We start from the raw sequence: 17,734 nt of genomic DNA, 5'->3' as shown, positions 1-17,734 counted from the left end.
GAGACGCACGCCCGGTTCAAGCCCGCAGCGCGTACTGGTTGGTCGGAAACGGCAGCCCGAGGTGCTCGCGCAGGGTGCTGCCGGTGTATTCGTGCCGGAACAGGCCGCGCTTTTGCAGCAACGGCACCACTTCATCGACGAAGATTTCGACACCGGAGGGGAACATGTCCGGCATGATGTTGAAGCCGTCGGCGGCATGCGCCAGGTACCAATGGCTCAAGGTGTCGGCCACCTGCTCGGGGGTGCCCACCAGCAATCGATGACCGACCAGGATCCGCCGCGACAGTTGGCGGATGCTCAGGTTTTCCCGGCGCGCCAGGTTCAGTTGCGCTTCGAGAAAGCCCTGTGAGCCACGCTCGAAATCCGCCACCGCGCCGATGCGATCCCACGGCAACGGCGCGTCCGGGTCCAGTTCGCTGGCGGCGATGCCAATGCGCCCCGCCACCTGCTCCAGCAGGCCGTGCTCGCCGTGCCAGGCGTTCAGTTCGTCGAAGCGCGCATGGGCCTCGGCTTCGCTGCTGCCGATCACCGTGGACAACCCAGGCATGATCTTCAGGTACTCGGGATTGCGGCCCCAGCGCGCGGCACGCTGCTTCATCTCGCGGTAGAACTGTTGGCCATCTTCCAGGGTGGTCTGGGTGGTGAAGATCGCATCGGCGTAGCGCGACCCCAGGGCCTTGCCGCCCTCCGATGAGCCGGCCTGCACCAGCACCGGCCGGCCTTGTGGCGAGCGCGGTACGTTCAGCGGGCCCTTGACCGAGAAATGCTTGCCAACGAAATCGATGCTGTGCACCTTGCTTGGGTCGGCAAAGCGCCCGCCTCGGGCGTCACCGATGATCGCGTCGTCTTCCCAGCTGTCCCACAGCTTGAGCGTGACATCGATGAACTCGTCGGCACGGGCATAGCGGTCCACATGCAGCGGCGCACCGGCCAGGCCAAAGTTCTGCGCAGCGGCATCGCCGGCGTTGGTCACCACGTTCCACGCCGCTCGCCCGCCACTGAGGTGGTCCAGCGAGGCGAAACGCCGGGCGATGTTGAACGGGTCGTTGTAGGTGCTCGAGGCCGTGGCGATCACGCCGATGCGTTGCGTGGCCAATGCCACCGCGGTCAGCAGCACGGTCGGTTCCAGGCGGCCGGCCGGTTGCTTCGACACATCGCCAGCCAGCGCCGGGCCATCGGCCAGGAAAATCGCATCCAGGCAACCGCGCTCTGAAACCCGCGCAATGTTGCGGTAGTACTCGACATCGAGATAGGCATTGGCAGGCACTTCGGCACTGCGCCAGGCACCGGAATGGGCGCCGAAGCCAAGGATGTTCATGCCCAGGCTCATCTGCCCGTCACGGATATTCTTGCTATTGGGTGTGCTCATACTGCGCTCGCCTCGTCACGGACACTGCCAGCCTGCTTTTCGGCATCGGCCGCCTGCAGGCTGCGCCACGCCGCGTTCGGTGTGATGTCGTTGAGGTAGTAGTTGCCCAGCGCCCGCTCGCGGTAGATCGCCGGGTTGTGCGAGGCCAACGTCCGCGCATTGCGCCAGTGCCGGTCGAAACGGCGGGTTTCACTGGTGGCCGAGGCGCCACCGACTTCGAACAGCAAGGTGGTGGCCTCAAGCACCTGTTCCAGCACGATCTGCTGAGCCTGGTAGGCGCGAATCTCCGCCTCGGTGTAATGCTGTTCTTCGGCGTAGCCGCCCTGCTCGGCGTCATGCACGTCCTGCAGCACCTGCGCCACCGCCAGGACCTGGGAGCGTGCGGCATAGGCCAGGCTGGACAGCCGACCGATCACACGTTGCACCAGCGGATCGTCCTTGGGACTGGACTGCCCCGGAATGCCGAACGCCCGTGTACGGCCTTTGACGAATTCGGTCGCATCGCGCAGTACCGCCTGGGCGATGCCCGCCAAGGTCGCGAGGTGGAACAATTGATAGAAAGCGCTCAGGTACGACTCGGCGCGCACCTCATCCTTCTTGAAACGGCGCACGATGTGCCGATCGGCAACCTTGACCGCGCTGAACCGCGTGGTGCCGCTGCCGGTCAGGCGCTGGCCGAAACCGTCCCAGTCGTCCACCACCGATACGCCCTCGGCATCGGTGGGCACCGAGAGGCTGACGAAGTCATCACCCTCCAGCGCGACCGCCGCGATCCAATCGGCATACAGGGTGCCGGTGCAATAGAATTTCTCGCCGTTGAGCAACCACCCTGCATCTGCATCGCCCGGCGCCTGCGCCTGGAGGGTGACCGAGTTGCGCGTGGTGTCGGTCCGTTCGGCCATGGCCGCGCCCACAGTTGCCCCGCCACCACCTTGGGCAGCCAGTAGTCCTGCGATGCCTGGTCACGGCTGGACAGACGGCCTTCGACAAAGCCGAAGTGCGCACGGACGATCTGCGGCAGGTTCGAATCCGCCTCGCCCAGGTCGATCAACAGACGAAACAGCTGCGGCAGGCTGGCACCCAGGCCACCTTGTGCCTTCGGCACGCGCAAGGCGCCAAAGCCTGCATCGCGTAGCCATTGCACGGCTTCGAAGGCCAGTTCGCGCTGTTGCTCGCGGGCCACCGCGCTGTCGGCGATCTGCTCGAACACCTTGGAGAAACGCTGTTGCAGGTCTTCCCAGGTCACATCGGTGGGATTGGCAGTACTCATGATTTTTCCTTGTTCAGGGATGTTTCATCCGGCGGAAGGCGTTCATTCATGCGCGCCCCGCGGGTCGATCCAGCGATTGATCAGGTCGACGGCCAGGTTCACCAGCACGTACACGGCCGCAGCCAGTAAGGTCACGCCCAGCACCATCGGCACATCCTTGTTGCTGGTCGCGTCGAGCATCAGCCGGCCCAGCCCCTGGCGGGCGAACAGCAGTTCGATGACCACCGCACCGCCCAGCAGGCTGGCGAAGACGAAGCCGGCCAGGGTCACCAGTGGCACCAATGCATGACGCAGCGCATGTCGCAGGCGCACGGCGGTTTCCGACAGCCCGCGAGCGCGCGCCATGGCGATGAACGATTGCTCCAGGGTGTCTTCCAGCGACTGGCGCAGCAGTTGCGTCAGGACCGCGGCCACCGGCAGCGCGAGCGCCACTGTCGGCAGGATCAGCGTGCGCCAACCCTCGGAGCCGGACGGCGGCAGCCAGTGCCAGTGAAAGGAAAACACCAGCAACAGCACGATGCCGATGACGAAGGACGGTGCCGACGAAATCACCAGCTCGCTGCCGGAGGCCAGCGAGCGCACCCACGGCGCGCGGTTGGCGGTCAGAATCGCGCAGACCAGCGCCAGCGTGATGGCCAGCAGCCCAGCACTGATCGACAGTTGCACAGTGGCGCCGATCTGCTCGCCGATGGCCTGGACCACGGGAATACGCAGGCGGTAGGACTCCCCCAGGTCACCCTGCAGCAAGCGCCCCAGATAATCGCCGTACTGCACGATCAATGGCTGGTCCAAGCCGTATTCGGCGCGGACCCTGGCCAACAGCTCAGGGGTGGGCAGCGCATCGGGGCCTCCAAGAATCGCCAGCGCGGTGTCGCCACCACTGAAGTTCACCGCCAGAAACGTCAGGCTCGCCGCGCCCCACAACACGCCGATACCGGCTAGCAGGCGCAGGGCAATGCGTTTGAACAGGTTCATGGTTGCCCCCGATCCAGCCAGATGCTGGGGAAATAAGGCACGTTGTGCGACGTGTCGAAAATCACGCCCTTGACCTCGCGGCGGTAGGCAGCCAGGACCTGGCTTTCGACGGAAGGCACCGCCGGCACGGTTTCGGTGAGGCGCTTCTGCGCTTGGCCGTACAAGCGTTGCAGCTCCTCGGGATCCCGTGATTGCCGGGCAGCCGTCAGCACCCGGTCAAGCTCTGCATCGCGAAACTTGCCAGCGTTCTGGCCGATCAGTTTCGCCGTGCTGATCGACTGGCTGTGGTACAGCACGAACAGGCCGTCCGGCGTATTGGTGTGCCAGTAACCGGCAGCCAGCGCTTGAAACTTGCCGGCATAGCGGCGCTCGCTGACCCTCAGCAGCGGCAGCACTTCGATCGGCATATCGAAGCCGACCTTTTTCAGGTCAGCCTGGATCGCCACCGAAACGCTGCCCGGGAACGCCGGGTTGTCATAAGTCAGCAAGGTGGCCTTCAGGCGCTGACCATTACGGGTGCGGTATCCCTGGGCATCGCGCCCAGTCCAACCGGCCTGGTCGAGCAAGGCATTGGCGGCATCGACATCGTAGGCCAGGGCATCGTTGTTGGGCTGATAGAACCGCGTGTTGGCGGCGAGAAAATCCGCCTTGGCGATGAGTTCGCCAAAGCCGGAAATCCACGCCAGCCCCTCGCGATCGATCGCCTTGGCCACCGCGCGCCGCACCAGCACGTCGTCGAACGGTGGCTGCTCGACATTGAACGTCATGCTGCGGCTGGGGTTGCCTTTACGGATCCGACTGCGCAGCACCAACGCCGGATTGGCGCGGATCGCGGCGGCATTCTGCGGCGGCGCATCCAGGGCGAAATCCGACTGCCCCGACTCCAGCGCGGTGAAGCGAATCATCGCCTCGGGCACGTAGCTGAGTTCGATCCGGTCCAGGTAGGCCTCGCCCACATGCCGCGTCACCGGCGGCGCCCAGTGGTAGCCCCGGCGCTTGAGGAAAACCGCTCCCTGGTCACGCGTGTAGCTCTGCAACACGAACGGCCCGCTACCGACCGGATGCTCGGCAATGCTCTTCGGGGCCTCACGGATCTGCTTGGGCGAGATCATCCCCAGCCAGGATTGCGCCAGCACATCGAGAAACGGCGTATAGGGTTCACGCAAATGAGCTTCGAACGTGTATTCGTCGATGACCCGTCCACCGGTATAGGGGGCGATGTACGCCGCAGCCAGCGGGGATTTGGTGGCGGGATCGCGCATGTGATCGAGGTTGACCTGCAATGCAGCGGCATTGAAATGCTCGCCATCGCTGAAGGTCACGTCATCGCGCAAGTGAAAGGTGTAGGTCTTGCCGTCTTCGGAAATCTCCCAGGATTTTGCCAACCATGGCGAGATGTTGCCCTGCTCGTCTTGCGCCACCAGGCAGTCGAACAGGATCCGCCCCATCCACTGCATGTTGCCGTTGGACAACGCATGGATATCGAAGCTGCCCGCGTCCGAGGCAGCGGACACGCGCAGCGTTCCGCCCTGGCGGCCCGGAACCTGTTCATGGAAGTCCGAAGCCGGATAGGTCACCCGGCCGTCGATCAGGGTTCCGTCAGCGCGCGCAGTGGCCGACGTGGGCGGCGATGCTGGCGAGCATGCACTGATCGCCATAGAGAGAGACAACACAACGGTAGATTTCAAGAGCGCGGCCAAAGCACATTCCTTAGTTGATCCGGCTGACCACGGTGTCGCATCAGCACGCATCCGGACTATGCAGCGAACATGCCATGCCTGGCAGTAAGGACCGACCCGCCTTGTTTATCTGATTTCAAACTATGCTCATACGGGTCGTGCTGCAGCCTATATAGAGTTTCCGCGTGCCGCATGGGCTTGCGACCCAGTCCTAGACGGCCTCGCCCGCAAGGCTTTCTTATATGTATATAACCTGTTCCATCAGTGCTGCATGCCTGGCAAGTTACAGTTTGTCACTTCGCTGTTGAATTCCAGACACCCTGGGAAAAACTACGGCTGTTGCGCAGGCAACAATGCGCAGCAACATTCGTAACTTCGAATCAGAAGGTATTTATTTACTGGGCAAGAAACCTTTAAATGGCCCATTAAACTTGGCGAACAAAGCGAGCCTGAGCGAACCATGGCCCAGAATATCTACGACAACGATCAATTCTTCGACGGCTACAGCCAATTGCCGCGCTCGCAGCACGGCCTTGCCGGTGCGCCGGAGTGGCCGACCCTACGCGCACAGCTGCCCGACATGGCCGGGCAACGGGTGCTGGACCTCGGCTGCGGTTATGGTTGGTTCAGTCGCTGGGCCGTGGAACACGGCGCTGTCAGCGTCCTCGGCCTCGACGTGTCGGAAAAGATGCTGGCCCGCGCCGCTGCCATTAACGCCGACCCGCGCATCGACTACCAGCGTGGCGACCTGGAAGGTATCGACCTGCCGGCCGGGCGATTCACCCTCGCCTACAGTTCACTGGCGCTGCACTACATCAGCGACCTGGCCGGGTTGCTCCGCAGCGTGCATCAGGCCCTGCTGCCGGGCGGCAGGCTGGTGTTCTCCATCGAGCATCCGATCTACATGGCCTCGCTGCATCCGGACTGGATAGTCGCTGACGACGGCCGCAAGAGCTGGCCGGTGGATCACTATCAAGTCGAGGGGCAACGCACCACCCATTGGCTGAGCGATGGCGTGATCAAACAGCATCGCACCCTCGGCACGCTGGTCAATCTGCTGATCGACAGCGGTTTCAACCTGGATCGCCTGATCGAATGGGGCCCCTCGGCCCAGGACCTGACAGAGCGCCCGGCCCTGGCCGATGAAGTCCACCGGCCGATGATGCTGATCGTCGCCGCCAGCCGGGGTTGATGCCGTCGCGAAAGCCGCACCGAAACGCTGCGGCTCAGGTCGATCACCAGAAGTTGTACTGCACGCCAGCATAAGCCCCGAACCCGTCACCCGGAATGATCGTCCGAGGGTCAGTGCCCTTGGCATCGTAGGTCGGGCTGATGGACGCGGCATATTTCTCATCGGTGAGGTTGCGCAGGTCCAGGTAGACCGACCAGTCCTTCTTCGGCGAGTCCCAGCCTACGGTCGCACCCCACAGGTTGTAGGAGCCCGCCGTTGCGGTGTTGGCGAAGTCGACCGGCGTCTTGGAGGCATAGTAGGTGTTCACACCGACGTAGACGCCGCTGTTGAAGTCATAGCGCAGCTGCGCCTGGTAGTTGTGCTTGGGAATGCCGGGCAGACGGTTGCTACCGAATTGATCGTCATCACGGTAGAAGAAATCGCTGTAGGTGTAGGACTGGCGCAGGTGCAGGCTATTGCCGTCGTTTGCCCACAGCAGCGAATCGAGTCCCAGTTCGACACCCTGGTGGATGGTCTTGCTGGCGTTGTACTCGGACGTGAGCGCATCGGCCGTGGATGTCGCCTCGCGAATGATCACCGAGAGCAGCTCGTCCTGCACATGGGAGCGATAGAACGTCAGGTCCCAGGCCGTCCCGCCGAGCTGGCCACGGGTACCGAACTCGAGCGTGTCGGCGATTTGCGGCTTGAGTTCCTGGCCGCCGGAGTTCAGGCCTGTCGCGGGACCTGAGGTGAACACCTGAGCGCCCGAGATGAACGCCCAGGACTGCTGCGCCTCCACCGTGCGGCTGAGGTTACCGAACAGCTGCCAGTCGGGGGTTATTGCATAGCGCACGCCGATACGCGGAGCGAACTCCCAGTCGTTCGTCTCGACCGGGTTGTTCGGGTTGTCGGCCTCGCCCCCGACCGGATACGACACCCGCCCTTTGCGCTCGAAGTTGACGGCGGACACGCCAGCACTGAGCCAGAGCTTCTCATTGATCACTTCGGTTTCGTTGCTGGCACTCAGCACGGTGTCGGAGCCCTGGTACTCGGCCTTGCGCACCTCGCTGCCCACTGGCAGTCCCGCCGTGACCCCGGTCGGTATCCGCACGGAGGTTTTGGCGTAGGCGTTCAAGTGCTCGGTACGCAGCAGGTTGAGGCGGGTGACGCTGTTCTTGCCGAACAGGCTGTCCAGGCGATCGTATTTCAGGCTGGTCGAGTAATCGGTGAAGCCCCAGGTCGTGCGGTTGACGCCCTGCCGCGCATCGATGGGGTAGTCGTGATAGACCAACCCGAATTCCAGGTGCGAATCGTCGTCGAAGGTGTACTGGGTCTTGCTGCCCACCCAGGTCGAGCCAGGCTGCTTGCGATGCGCGCGGACGTTGACGCTGGTCGGGTTGGCCTGCTTCGGATCGTCCTTCAATTGAGCCTTGGTGATGTAGCCCGGGGTTTCGTTGTCGGTGGTGCGATAGCGGTAGTACAGGCGCGTTTTCAGTTGCGGCGAGAACTGGTAGCCGACGTTACCGGCAAAGCCCGCACTCTTGCCTCGGGTCTGATCCTGGAACCCATCGGACGACGAGTCGGTGAGGCTGACGTAGTAGTCCAGCGGCCCCAGCACCTGGCCGGAGCTGATCTGACGCTTCTGGTACCCATAGCTGCCCGCTTCGTAGCGAACCTGCAAGGGCGCGGCGTCGTAGCCGGTCTTGGTCACATAGTTGATCGCGCCACCCAGGTACAGGGAGCCGATATCGAAGGCGTTGGCGCCGCGCAGGATTTCGGTATGGCTCAGGCCCAGCGGCTCGAACAGTTCGTAGGGCGTACCACCGGGGCCCGAAACCGGCAGGCCATCGAACAGGAAGAAGATCCCGGCGCGGAAATACCCCACCCCTTTGTTGATGCCGGAGCCGCGGATCGAAATGCGGCCACCGTCGTTGTTGCCCCCACCTTGCGTCGCGATCACCCCAGGCTGCAGGGCGAACACATCGGTGGCAGTCGACACCCGGCCTTGCTCGACCGTCTTGGCGTCGATGAAGTTGACCCCGCCCGCCACCTCCTTGAGGGCAAGTTCGGCCTTCTGGCTGTCGTCGAGCTTGCCTCCTTCGACGACCACGGTACTCAGCTGGCTGGTCGGGCCAGATTGACTGGCGTCACTCACATCGGCAGAAGCCGCGTGCAACTGACCGACCAGGAAAAACGTTGCGCCTGCACCCAAGGCCGTTGGCAACCGGCCACGCGCCGGTGAAAGTGATGCTCCTGCCTTTCTCATTCCTGACTCCTGCTTGACTCATTATCCAGCGCCTCACGGGGAGACGCTGAGTTGGCACAAGCGATAGAGCACGGAACATGCCAGCGAAAAACGGCCTGAAAAGCCCGAAAAAGCACTAGGTAGAGCGGTTTGCTGAACAGATCGAGACAGTTGGCAGTCAGGGCCTGACCAAGTTTGGACAGCTAGGCATCACAGCACCATCAGCCGCAGCCGGCCGGCGATACACGAAGGTGTCACACACCCCGTACTTCTCCGATCGCCGCGCGCCAACGATGACGTCTATCCGCCGAAAGCCCACCGACTCGGCGAGCCGCTGACTCGCCTCGTTCGCTGAAGCAGCAGTGAGATAGAGCGAATACCCACTCAGAGCCGCTACCATGCGGGTCAGTGCTTCCTTCATCAGTCCCTTGCCGGCATGAGGCTGGCTAGCCCAGTAACCTATCTCGAATTGTTCGGGAGCTCCGGAGCGGGGGAGCAATCCGATGCAACCGACAATCTGTCCCGCCTCGCTGCGAGATAGAACGAAATAGCGTTTCTCGCCCGTCGGAAGAAAGAAGTCCTTCGCAGCGCGTTGCAAACTTTGCTCTGCTTCCTGTTGCGACCAGTACGGCTGGCTCCAAAGCAGAAAATCACGGTGCAGTTCATAACTCGCGTTCAACGCATCGACCAGCCGCCCAGCCAACCGAACGTCAGCGGGGACCAACGTCAGTCGCTCGCTTTGCAGAATCAACGGCACAGGCAATGTAGGTGTGAGCGTGTTCGTCCATACCGCCTCATTGCCGTGTAGGCGTTGTGGATCGGCCATCCGTTTTTCTAGCAGGTGCACCGCAGCTTCGTCCCCACGAGGACCAAGATCCTGCCAGCCGTGTTTGTCGCAAAACATCCACGCAGCTTTGTTGGACGGACTGACTGAGAGCCGTAGCGCACTGCAACCCAAACCGCTCAGGTACGCCCAGGCATAGGCTTCCAACAGTACCCCCAGCCCCTTCCCGCGTGTTTCGGGGGTGAGGTAGAACAGGTTGACGTAGCCGATGCTTGGGTCACTCGGTACCAGCCCCATTTCGATCTGCCCGATTATCGCCTCATCCCGCCACAAGTGGACCATGCTGCCTGGGAGTAGCTCGGCTCGGGCGCGTAGCCAAGCCGCGTAACGTTCGGCCCCCTTTCCATCGGGTTCATGAAGCGCTCAGCTGTACCGAATGCGCAGATGGCAGTGTCGATGCGAAAACGTATACAGAGGTCGATGTGGGTATCCAAATCGATCGACTTGAATATCAGAACCGAATCCTTTTCTGAACGCATGAATGCCACGTCACGGTCATGTGGATCTGCTGGCCAGCTAGTCACGCAGAAGCCTCCTGTTGTCTTGATTGCAACAGTTGCCAGACATTATGCGATCTTTCAGACACATCCACTGCGCACCTAAGTTGAAGCACGTCAGCGAAGTCGACAACATCTGCGAGGTGGCGATTACGTGTTTCATGCATGGCATTGCTCAAGGTCTGGATTGGAGGGGTGCTGGATGGAGGGGGCAACAGCGGTATCGATATTGCACGATATTGCACAAAATCCACGCCCCCTCGGGTCCGAGCTGGTTAGCTTCTAGCGCGTACCGAGCTGCACTTACCGCGCCAATAGGAAACCCATGACAATGACTGCCAACGATCTGCTCGCTACCGCATTGGCCAACCCGATCAACGCTGAAATCGCCGCTCGCCTACCAGCGCTCAAGCTCGATCAGTGCCTCCTTACCGCGGGATGCCTGTTTCAAGCGGTCTGGAACCGTCAGTCAGGTCTGCCATTGGGCTGGGGAGTCAATGATTACGACGTGTTCTATTTCGACGAAGATCTGTCATGGGAGGCGGAGGACGCTGTTATCCGGGCAGCAAAGTCGCTATTCGCTGACCTGGGCGTGAACGTCGAGCTACGCAATCAGGCGCGGGTGCATCTCTGGTTCAAGCAGCGCTTCGGCGGCGATTATTCACCGTTGCAATCGGCTCGCGAAGGCATCGACCGCTTTCTGATTGCCGGGACCGCCATCGGCCTAGAGGCCAATACCGGCGAGATCTACGCACCTTACGGGTTGGAAGATGTGCAACATGGCGTCCTGCGGATCAACCCGCACTTCCCCCAGCCAGAACTCTTCGCCAGAAAGGCCGACAGTTATCGCGCTCGTTGGCACTGGCTCAGACTAATCGCCCCGCTCGAATGATCCGCACTCTCAGGCGAACGCCACGCGCAACTGCTCGATAACCTGTTCGATTGACGGGCCGTCGACAGGGGGTGGCACCTGCTTCTCACCAAATTCGCGCCAGATGAACAGGGTGAGTTCCGCGCCATCGGTGCGGGTCTGGGCTTTCTCCGGATTGGCGAAGGACTGCAACAGGCGGTAGCGCTGGTCTGCCCAGAACAGCTTTTCCACCCACGTATAGACAGGAATCAGGTGGAAGTGGACTGGATAGCCCGGCGAATGACCATACCGGCTGATATACAACCGCTCAGGCGTGAGCGTGTCTTGCATGATGCGCTGGGCACGCGCTAACAGTTCGCCGAATTCGTGCAGTGCTGCCGGCTGCAGGTCGGCCAGTGAATCCACCGGCGCTTTTGCGCCCAGGATCAGGTACCCCGGCAGCGCTGAGGCGAAGCTGTGGTTCAGTACCCAGTGGTCGGTTTCGTGAACGATGAATGATTGCGGTATATGTAGCTGACTTTCAATTAGCGGCATGGCGATTCCTTTCAATACCTTCTGACACAGTGTGCATTACTCATTGCTCGACCGTCTCCACCCAGATGAACCCTTCCTCTTTCGAAGGTGGTTCCAACAAGCTGAACACACTCCTGACCGCCGCCTCCGGCACACGCTTGTCGACGGTCCGCTGGGCGTTTCGTTGGAGCGCCAGATCCAGCGGCGCGCGGATGAACACCGCGATCACCGGCACGGCGAACGCCTGTGCTATTGCGAGCAGCTTCTGCCGATGAAGGCGCGCGGGCAGTGCAGCGTCGAAGACGATGGCGGTAGGACCGAGCCTGCCGAGATTGTCTACCACCCAGCGCGACTTGCCGGAGCCTTGAACCCCCATCACCAGGTACACGTGAGTGCCGGGCCGGGCGGCTGCCAACTCACTGCGCAAGCGCGCCCAGGCTCGTTCCCAGGCGCGCTGGTTGCGCTCAGCCGTGAACACCCGACCCACCGCGGTCTCCAGATAGTCGTCCGGATTGATGACAAGCGGCTGACCCACTGTCACCGGGCCCGGCAATTTCTGCAGGAGATTGACATAGGGCGCATCGTCCAATGAGGGAGAACTGTCGGTCATGGCGAACGAACATCCTGAGCGCTGGGTGGCGGATAACCGCGAGGTTACGTCGATCCAGCGCGATGCACGGTTTATGCCGACTCGCCAAACGCTCTCAGCGCCAGGCCGCAGGCTCGGCGAAGAACGCCTGCGCATTCGCCTCCAGGCTTTGCAGATGGTACCCGCCCTCCTGCACGATCAGGCACGGCAGGCCCAGCCCGCGAATACGCTCGCCCAGGGTGGCGAACCCTGCTGTGGTCACCGCCACCTTGGTCTGCGGGTCCAGCTCGTAGATGTCGAAGCCCAGCGACAGCACCAGTGCCTCGGCACCGAAGTCCTTCACGGCCGCAAGGGCCACGTCCAGCTGCGCCAGGAAGTCGGCCTCGCTGGCGCCATGGGGCATGGGCAGGTTGACGTTGTAGCCCTCCCCCGCACCTACGCCGCGCTCGTCCTCGTACCCTGCCACGCCCGGGTAGAAGTTGGTCGGGTCACCATGGGTCGAGACGTACAGTACATCGTTACGATCGTAGAAGATCTCCTGGATGCCCTGGCCGTGGTGCATGTCGGTATCGAGGATCGCCACCCGACCATAACGGCCGCGCAGCACCTGGGCGGCCACCGCGGCGCTGTTGATGTAGCAGAAGCCCCCGGCGGCATCGAAGCGCGCATGGTGCCCCGGCGGGCGGCACAGGGCGTAGGCGGCAGGCTCGCCATCGAGGATCGCCTTGGCACCGGCCACCGCGCTCTGCGCCGACCAGTAGGCCGACCGCCAGGTGTTCTCGCCGACCGGGCAACTGCCATCGGCCAGGTAGCGCCCAGCCTGGGCGAGAATGCCGCGCAAGGCGTTGGGTTCACGCACGAAGATGTTCGACATCACCTCGTCGCCCCAGTCCTCGGGCACTTCCTTCCAACGTGCATGGGCCTCTTCGAGGAAGGCCAGGTAGGCCTCGCCGTGCACGGCCTTGAGCGGGTCGAGGCCGGCGTCGTCGGGCTGGCGGATGTCCATGCCCAGGGTCTTGGCTGCCTGCAGCAGGCGTTGGGCACGTTCGGGGACTTCCTGCGGGGTGCGCATGGCACCGCGCGAGTAGTAGCTGCGCGGGTGGTGCAGCAGCTGTTCGGGGTGGAAGTAGCAACGCATCAGGCATCTCCTCGTTCAACTTGGACAGCACGGGCCAGCACGGCATTGAGCAATACGTCGGCACCCTGGCGGGCGTCGTCCTGCAGTACATCTTCGGCTTCGTTGTGGCTCAGGCCGCCAACGCAAGGGATGAAGACCATTGCCGTCGGGCAGTAGCGGGCCAGTAGGATGGCATCGTGGCCGGCACCGCTGACGATGCGCTGCTGGCTGTAGCCCAGGCCATCGACGGCGTGCTGCACTGCTGCCACGCACTCGGTATCGAACGGCGTCGCCGGGCTCACCCAATGGCGCTCAATGCGCACCTGCAAGCCACGCTGGGTGGCAATTGCTTGCAGCGCCTGGCCCAGATCACGCTCCATCGCCTCGATGGCCTCGTCGCGGTGGTGGCGCAGGTCCACGGTGAAGCGCAACAGGCCAGGGATGGTGTTGCGCGAGGACTTGGCGATCGACAGTTCGCCGACTGTGGTCAGGCCTTCCGGGGCGAAGTCGGCGGCCAGTTGCTCCACCGCCTGGATCATCCGCGCAGCGCCGTAGAGGGCGTCCTTGCGCAGTGGCATCGGGGTGGTGCCGGCATGCGCGGCCATGCCTTCGACGGTCACGTCGAGCCAGCGAATGGCCTGGCCGCCGCTGACCACGCCGATGGACTTGGCATTGTCCTCGAGGATTGGGCCCTGCTCGATATGCGCCTCGAAGTAGGCATCGACCTTGCCACCCAGCGGGCGGTCACCGGCGTAACCGGTACGTTGCAGTTCGTCGGCAACGCGTATGCCGTCGGCATCGCGAATCGCCAGGGCCTGCTCCAGGTCGAGGGTGCCGGTGAACACCGCCGAACCGAACATGGCCGGGGTGAAGCGTGCGCCCTCCTCGTTGGTCCACACCGCGATTTCCAGCGGTTTACGGGTGGCGATACCGAGGTCGTTGAGGCGGCGTACCACCTCCAGGCCGGCCAGCACGCCATACACGCCATCGAAACGGCCACCCTCGGGCTGGGTATCGAGGTGGCTGCCGATCATCACGGGTGCGGCGTGCGGATCGGTACCGGCGCGGCGGGCAAACAGGTTGCCGATCGCATCCACCGACAGGTTCAGGCCGGCCTCACGGCACCAGTGGCTGAACAGTTCGCGGCCGGCTTTGTCTTCGTCGCTGAGTGCCAGGCGGCAGCTACCACCACGCGCGGTGGCGCCCACTTCGGCCATGGCCATGAGGCTCGCCCACAGGCGTTCGCCGTTGCTTTTCAACATGAATGGAGTCTCCTTGAACGATGCGAGATCAGGCCAGTTCCAGGCGCTGGGCATGGGCATGCTGGCGCGCCAGGGCCAGCACGCAGATCAGCGAGATGCTGGCAATGAGCGTGTAGAACAGCGCCATCGGCCACCATTGGCCGACAAAGCTATGGGCCAGCCAAGTGCCGATCAGCGGGGTCAGCCCGCCGGCGATGGCGCCGCACACCTGGTAGGCCAGGGAAATGGCGGTGTAGCGCACACGGGTGGCGAACATGCCGCTGACGTAACCGGCGATCACCGCGTAGAACGAGGCCATGCACGCTGCGGCCAGGGCGATACCGAGCACGATCAGCGGCCCCTCGCCAGTGCTGACCAGGACGAACATCGGATACGGCGAGGCCATCGCCAGCACCGACACCAGCGCCAGGAAGCGCGTGGCACCGAGTTTTTCCGAACACCATGCGGCCAGTGGCTGGATGCAGAACTGGATGATCGCCACGAAGAACAGGCATTCGAGGATCAACGAGCGCTCCAGGTGCAGCTGCTGAGTGGTGTAGCTGATCATGAAGGTATTGGTGAAGTAGACCCCGGCAATGCCCAGGGTATTGGCGCCGATACACAGCAGCAGTGGGCGCCAGGCAGTGCGTAGCACTTCGAGTACCGGCGCTTGCTCCTTGCGTTGGGCCTTGTGCGCCGCTTCGCGACTGGCAAGGAACTCCGGCGATTCGTTGACGCCCAGGCGGATCGCCAGGCCCACCAACAGCAGCAATGCGCTGGCCAGAAACGGCACGCGCCAACCCCAGCTCATCAACTCGGCTTCGGGCAGGCGGGTCACCGCGCCAAAGGCCAGCAGCGAAAGGATCAGGCCCGCCGGGCTGCCCAACTGGGCGAACGAGGCGAAGAAGGTCCGACGGCCCTTGGGCGCGTGTTCACCGGCCATCAATACCGCCCCACCCCACTCGCCGCCCACGGCGATGCCTTGGACGATGCGCAGGAGAATCAACAGCACCGGCGCGGTGGCGCCGATCTGAGCGTAGGTCGGCAGCAGGCCGATGCACACGGTGACCACGCCCATCATCAGCAGGGTGATGACCAGGGATTTCTTGCGCCCGATGCGATCGCCCACGTGGCCGAAGATGATGCCGCCCAGCGGGCGGGCGAAGAAGCCCACGGCAAAGGTGCCGAAGGCCGCCATGGTGCTGAACAGGCTGTCGTCCGAGGGGAAGAACAAGGCGCCGAACACCAGCGCGGCAGCGGTGGCGTAGATGTAGAAGTCATACCACTCGATCATGGTACCGATGAATGCGGCGGCAGCGGCACGGCGCGGCTGGGGCGAAGCGGCTGGCTTCATGGTGGCTCCTTTGCTTGTTTTTCTGGCAGGAGTGAATAGGTCTTTGGGCGCTCTGATGGCGCTTGGTCGAGTAAAGGCAAGGGATCGGTGGTGGATTCTTCGCGGGCAAGCCCGCTCCTACAGATACAGCACACGCCCGGGCCATGCTGTGTTGCTGTGGGAGCGGCCTTGCCCGCGAAGAAGACGCCGCCAACCATCAGGTAAACCCGTCTCGATAAGAACGATTTATCGGCTCCAGGCTATGATTAGTCAATTTTCTATTTATTATTCGAACTATTAGCCACGCTTATCATCGAGCCCCAACCATGTCCGACCGCCTGCTCAACGACCGCCTCGACTGGAACCTGCTGCGCACTTTCCGGGTGATCGGCCAGGAACTGTCCATCAGCCGCGCCGCGGCTCGCCTGCACCTCACCCAGCCGGCGGTGAGCCAGGCCCTCAAGCGCCTGGAAGAACAACTGGGGCGGCAATTGATCGCCCGCCGTGGGCCACGCTTCGTACTGACTGAAGTCGGCGAGCAACTGTTCGCCCTGGCGGGTGAGGTCTATGGGCAGATGTCGCAGATCGGCGGCCTGCTGGAACAACCGGCCGACGAAGTGGTGGGCAAGGTACGCCTGCTGATGATCAGCCGGATCGTCAACGAGCGCCTCGACGAATTCCTGGCCGGGTTTCATCGCCAGCACCCGCGGGTGGAGTTGCAGATCGATGTGATGCGCAGCTCCGACATCGTCGCCGCGCTGCAGGAAAAGACCGCAACCGCTGGGCTCAGCCTCAACCGCAAGGCACAGACCCGCCTGGAACAGCGGCTGTTCCAGCGCCAGCGCTATGCATTTTTCTGCGGTCGGCATCACGCGCTGTTCGGTTGCCAGGAGGGCGATCTGCAGAAAGAGAACTTCGTCAGTTTCACCAGCGACCAGATCGGCGGCATGCTCTCGCCGCTGACGATCTTCCGCGACCAACAGGGGTTTTCCGGCCGTATCGTGGCGTCGTCACCAAGCCTGGAGGAAGTACGCCGGCTGGTGATCGCCGGCTTCGGTATCGGCTGCCTGCCCGAGCATGTGGTGGCCGATGACGTGACGGCGGGCTTGCTGTGGAAGCTGCCGCCCCATGAAGGCATCGCCGATGTCGACATCCACTTGCTGTGGAACCGCGATCAGCGCATGAGCCGGGCGGAAAGCGTATTTATCGAGGCGTTGCGGGGGAGTTTGATGTCACGTACCGACCAGGGGTGAAACGATTACAGATCGTCCAGAGAAACCGGAACACCTTGTTCAGAGGCGCGGGATTCTGCCACTTGAATCAACGCGAAATCATCAAGCTGTTGTATGAGTACCTCATACAATTTCGCTGGCACCAGATAGGCCATGACATGATCGTGATTCAGCACTGCCACTGGCAAGTCGCCCGCAGTGGCCATCACAGCGACAGGATCGTCCTTGAGTTCCGCAACACTCACCACGGTGTCAGCCAACACTTTCTGCATGACGTTGTCCTGTAAAACGACCGAGACCTGGCCTCAGCATACAAGCGATTCAATCAACGAACACCAAACTTGGATCCGATTCTGTGACAAGGTATGCTGCAATATAGCCAATTGCCATTATTCCAAGTCAGGCCCCACGACCCTCAAGGACGAGCTTGTGCCCAGTAACACCACCCGCCATACCATCGCCCGCCAATGGCAGTTGCTCAAGCTGCTCCCCCCCCGACACCCCGGTCTCAGCAGTACCCAACTGCAGGTGGCATTGCACAAGGCCGGCTTCAAGGCCAGCAAGCGCACGGTCGAGCGAGACCTCAACGACCTGTCGCAGGTATTCCCGCTGCACTGCAACAACAAGGGCATGCCCTACGGCTGGCATTGGCAGCCAGGTTCCAGCCTGCTTGAACAATTGAGCCAGACCCTGGCCTGCGCCGATAATTAATCGAGTTATTGCGTAGGCACTCGAATGCGTTGCAGCTGAATACGTTGCGCAATTAGTTGGGAACGTGCGGTTAAAAC

At 62.6% G+C, this 17,734-nt stretch carries 14 protein-coding genes and 3 pseudogenes; 4 read left to right on the top strand and 13 right to left on the bottom strand.

The window, feature by feature from the left end:
* Nucleotides 1-16: 16 nt before the first annotated feature.
* From E6B08_RS10785 to E6B08_RS10770, 4 genes and pseudogenes are all read right to left on the bottom strand, one after another.
* Nucleotides 17-1,369 carry an LLM class flavin-dependent oxidoreductase gene (locus E6B08_RS10785; RefSeq protein ID WP_136913982.1) on the bottom strand — a complete coding sequence of 451 codons (1,353 nt, stop codon included), beginning with the start codon at nucleotides 1,367-1,369 and terminating at the stop codon, nucleotides 17-19.
* Nucleotides 1,366-2,639: pseudogene (locus E6B08_RS10780) on the bottom strand (acyl-CoA dehydrogenase family protein). The gene E6B08_RS10785 and the pseudogene E6B08_RS10780 overlap by 4 nt, the downstream one beginning before the upstream one ends.
* A gap of 42 nt (nucleotides 2,640-2,681) precedes the next feature.
* Complete coding sequence (locus E6B08_RS10775) at nucleotides 2,682-3,614, bottom strand: ABC transporter permease (RefSeq protein WP_136913981.1); 933 nt, start codon at nucleotides 3,612-3,614, stop codon at nucleotides 2,682-2,684.
* A complete protein-coding gene (locus E6B08_RS10770) occupies nucleotides 3,611-5,272 on the bottom strand; it encodes an ABC transporter substrate-binding protein (protein ID WP_192938642.1) in 1,662 nt (553 codons plus the stop codon). Before E6B08_RS10770 ends, E6B08_RS10775 begins: the two co-directional genes overlap by 4 nt.
* Before the next feature lie 481 nt (nucleotides 5,273-5,753).
* Here E6B08_RS10770 and E6B08_RS10765 point away from each other — a divergent pair, with 481 nt between their 5' ends.
* On the top strand, nucleotides 5,754-6,485 hold the full coding sequence (locus tag E6B08_RS10765) for a class I SAM-dependent methyltransferase (protein ID WP_136913979.1): 732 nt from the start codon (nucleotides 5,754-5,756) through the stop codon (nucleotides 6,483-6,485).
* Nucleotides 6,486-6,528: 43 nt separating this feature from the next.
* On the opposite strand, the gene E6B08_RS10760 is transcribed toward E6B08_RS10765, so the two are convergent.
* From E6B08_RS10760 to E6B08_RS31310, 3 genes and pseudogenes are all read right to left on the bottom strand, one after another.
* On the bottom strand, nucleotides 6,529-8,730 hold the full coding sequence (locus E6B08_RS10760; RefSeq protein WP_136913978.1) for a TonB-dependent receptor family protein: 2,202 nt from the start codon (nucleotides 8,728-8,730) through the stop codon (nucleotides 6,529-6,531).
* A 157-nt stretch (nucleotides 8,731-8,887) separates the two neighbouring features.
* Nucleotides 8,888-9,613, bottom strand: coding sequence for a GNAT family N-acetyltransferase (locus E6B08_RS10755; protein ID WP_416194395.1), 726 nt, complete (start codon nucleotides 9,611-9,613; stop codon nucleotides 8,888-8,890).
* Nucleotides 9,602-9,859 (bottom strand): annotated as a pseudogene (locus E6B08_RS31310) (GNAT family N-acetyltransferase); the annotation flags it as partial. The gene E6B08_RS10755 and the pseudogene E6B08_RS31310, both read right to left, overlap by 12 nt.
* A gap of 516 nt (nucleotides 9,860-10,375) precedes the next feature.
* On the opposite strand from E6B08_RS31310, the gene E6B08_RS10750 reads away from it, so the two are divergent.
* Nucleotides 10,376-10,942 (top strand): nucleotidyltransferase family protein, encoded by a 567-nt coding sequence (locus tag E6B08_RS10750; protein ID WP_136913976.1) that lies wholly within the window; start codon nucleotides 10,376-10,378, stop codon nucleotides 10,940-10,942.
* 9 nt (nucleotides 10,943-10,951) lie between these two features.
* Here the strand turns inward: E6B08_RS10750 and E6B08_RS10745 are convergent, their stop codons facing one another.
* From E6B08_RS10745 to E6B08_RS10725, 5 genes are all read right to left on the bottom strand, one after another.
* Complete coding sequence (locus E6B08_RS10745; RefSeq protein ID WP_136913975.1) at nucleotides 10,952-11,455, bottom strand: HIT family protein; 504 nt, start codon at nucleotides 11,453-11,455, stop codon at nucleotides 10,952-10,954.
* Between the two features lie 40 nt (nucleotides 11,456-11,495).
* Nucleotides 11,496-12,044 (bottom strand): AAA family ATPase, encoded by a 549-nt coding sequence (locus E6B08_RS10740; RefSeq protein WP_202877491.1) that lies wholly within the window; start codon nucleotides 12,042-12,044, stop codon nucleotides 11,496-11,498.
* Between the two features lie 94 nt (nucleotides 12,045-12,138).
* Complete coding sequence (locus tag E6B08_RS10735; protein WP_136913974.1) at nucleotides 12,139-13,161, bottom strand: histone deacetylase family protein; 1,023 nt, start codon at nucleotides 13,159-13,161, stop codon at nucleotides 12,139-12,141.
* Nucleotides 13,161-14,402, bottom strand: a complete 1,242-nt coding sequence (locus E6B08_RS10730; protein ID WP_136913973.1) for a Zn-dependent hydrolase — start codon at nucleotides 14,400-14,402, stop codon at nucleotides 13,161-13,163. Before E6B08_RS10730 ends, E6B08_RS10735 begins: the two co-directional genes overlap by 1 nt.
* A gap of 28 nt (nucleotides 14,403-14,430) precedes the next feature.
* On the bottom strand, nucleotides 14,431-15,735 hold the full coding sequence (locus E6B08_RS10725; RefSeq protein ID WP_136913972.1) for an MFS transporter: 1,305 nt from the start codon (nucleotides 15,733-15,735) through the stop codon (nucleotides 14,431-14,433).
* A 305-nt stretch (nucleotides 15,736-16,040) separates the two neighbouring features.
* Here E6B08_RS10725 and E6B08_RS10720 point away from each other — a divergent pair, with 305 nt between their 5' ends.
* Entirely contained in the window at nucleotides 16,041-16,967 is a 927-nt protein-coding gene (locus tag E6B08_RS10720; RefSeq protein WP_136913971.1) for a LysR family transcriptional regulator, read from the top strand.
* A gap of 5 nt (nucleotides 16,968-16,972) precedes the next feature.
* Here the strand turns inward: E6B08_RS10720 and E6B08_RS10715 are convergent, their stop codons facing one another.
* A complete protein-coding gene (locus tag E6B08_RS10715) occupies nucleotides 16,973-17,218 on the bottom strand; it encodes an antitoxin (protein ID WP_136913970.1) in 246 nt (81 codons plus the stop codon).
* Between the two features lie 157 nt (nucleotides 17,219-17,375).
* On the opposite strand from E6B08_RS10715, the pseudogene E6B08_RS10710 reads away from it, so the two are divergent.
* Nucleotides 17,376-17,621, top strand: a pseudogene (locus tag E6B08_RS10710) (WYL domain-containing protein); the annotation flags it as partial.
* Nucleotides 17,622-17,734 lie beyond the last annotated feature (113 nt).

This window comes from Pseudomonas putida, assembly GCF_005080685.1.
GTDB lineage: Bacteria > Pseudomonadota > Gammaproteobacteria > Pseudomonadales > Pseudomonadaceae > Aquipseudomonas > Aquipseudomonas putida_V.
The sequence above is the reverse complement of the archived record's forward strand: the minus strand, read 5'-3'. Positions and strand labels throughout refer to the sequence as shown.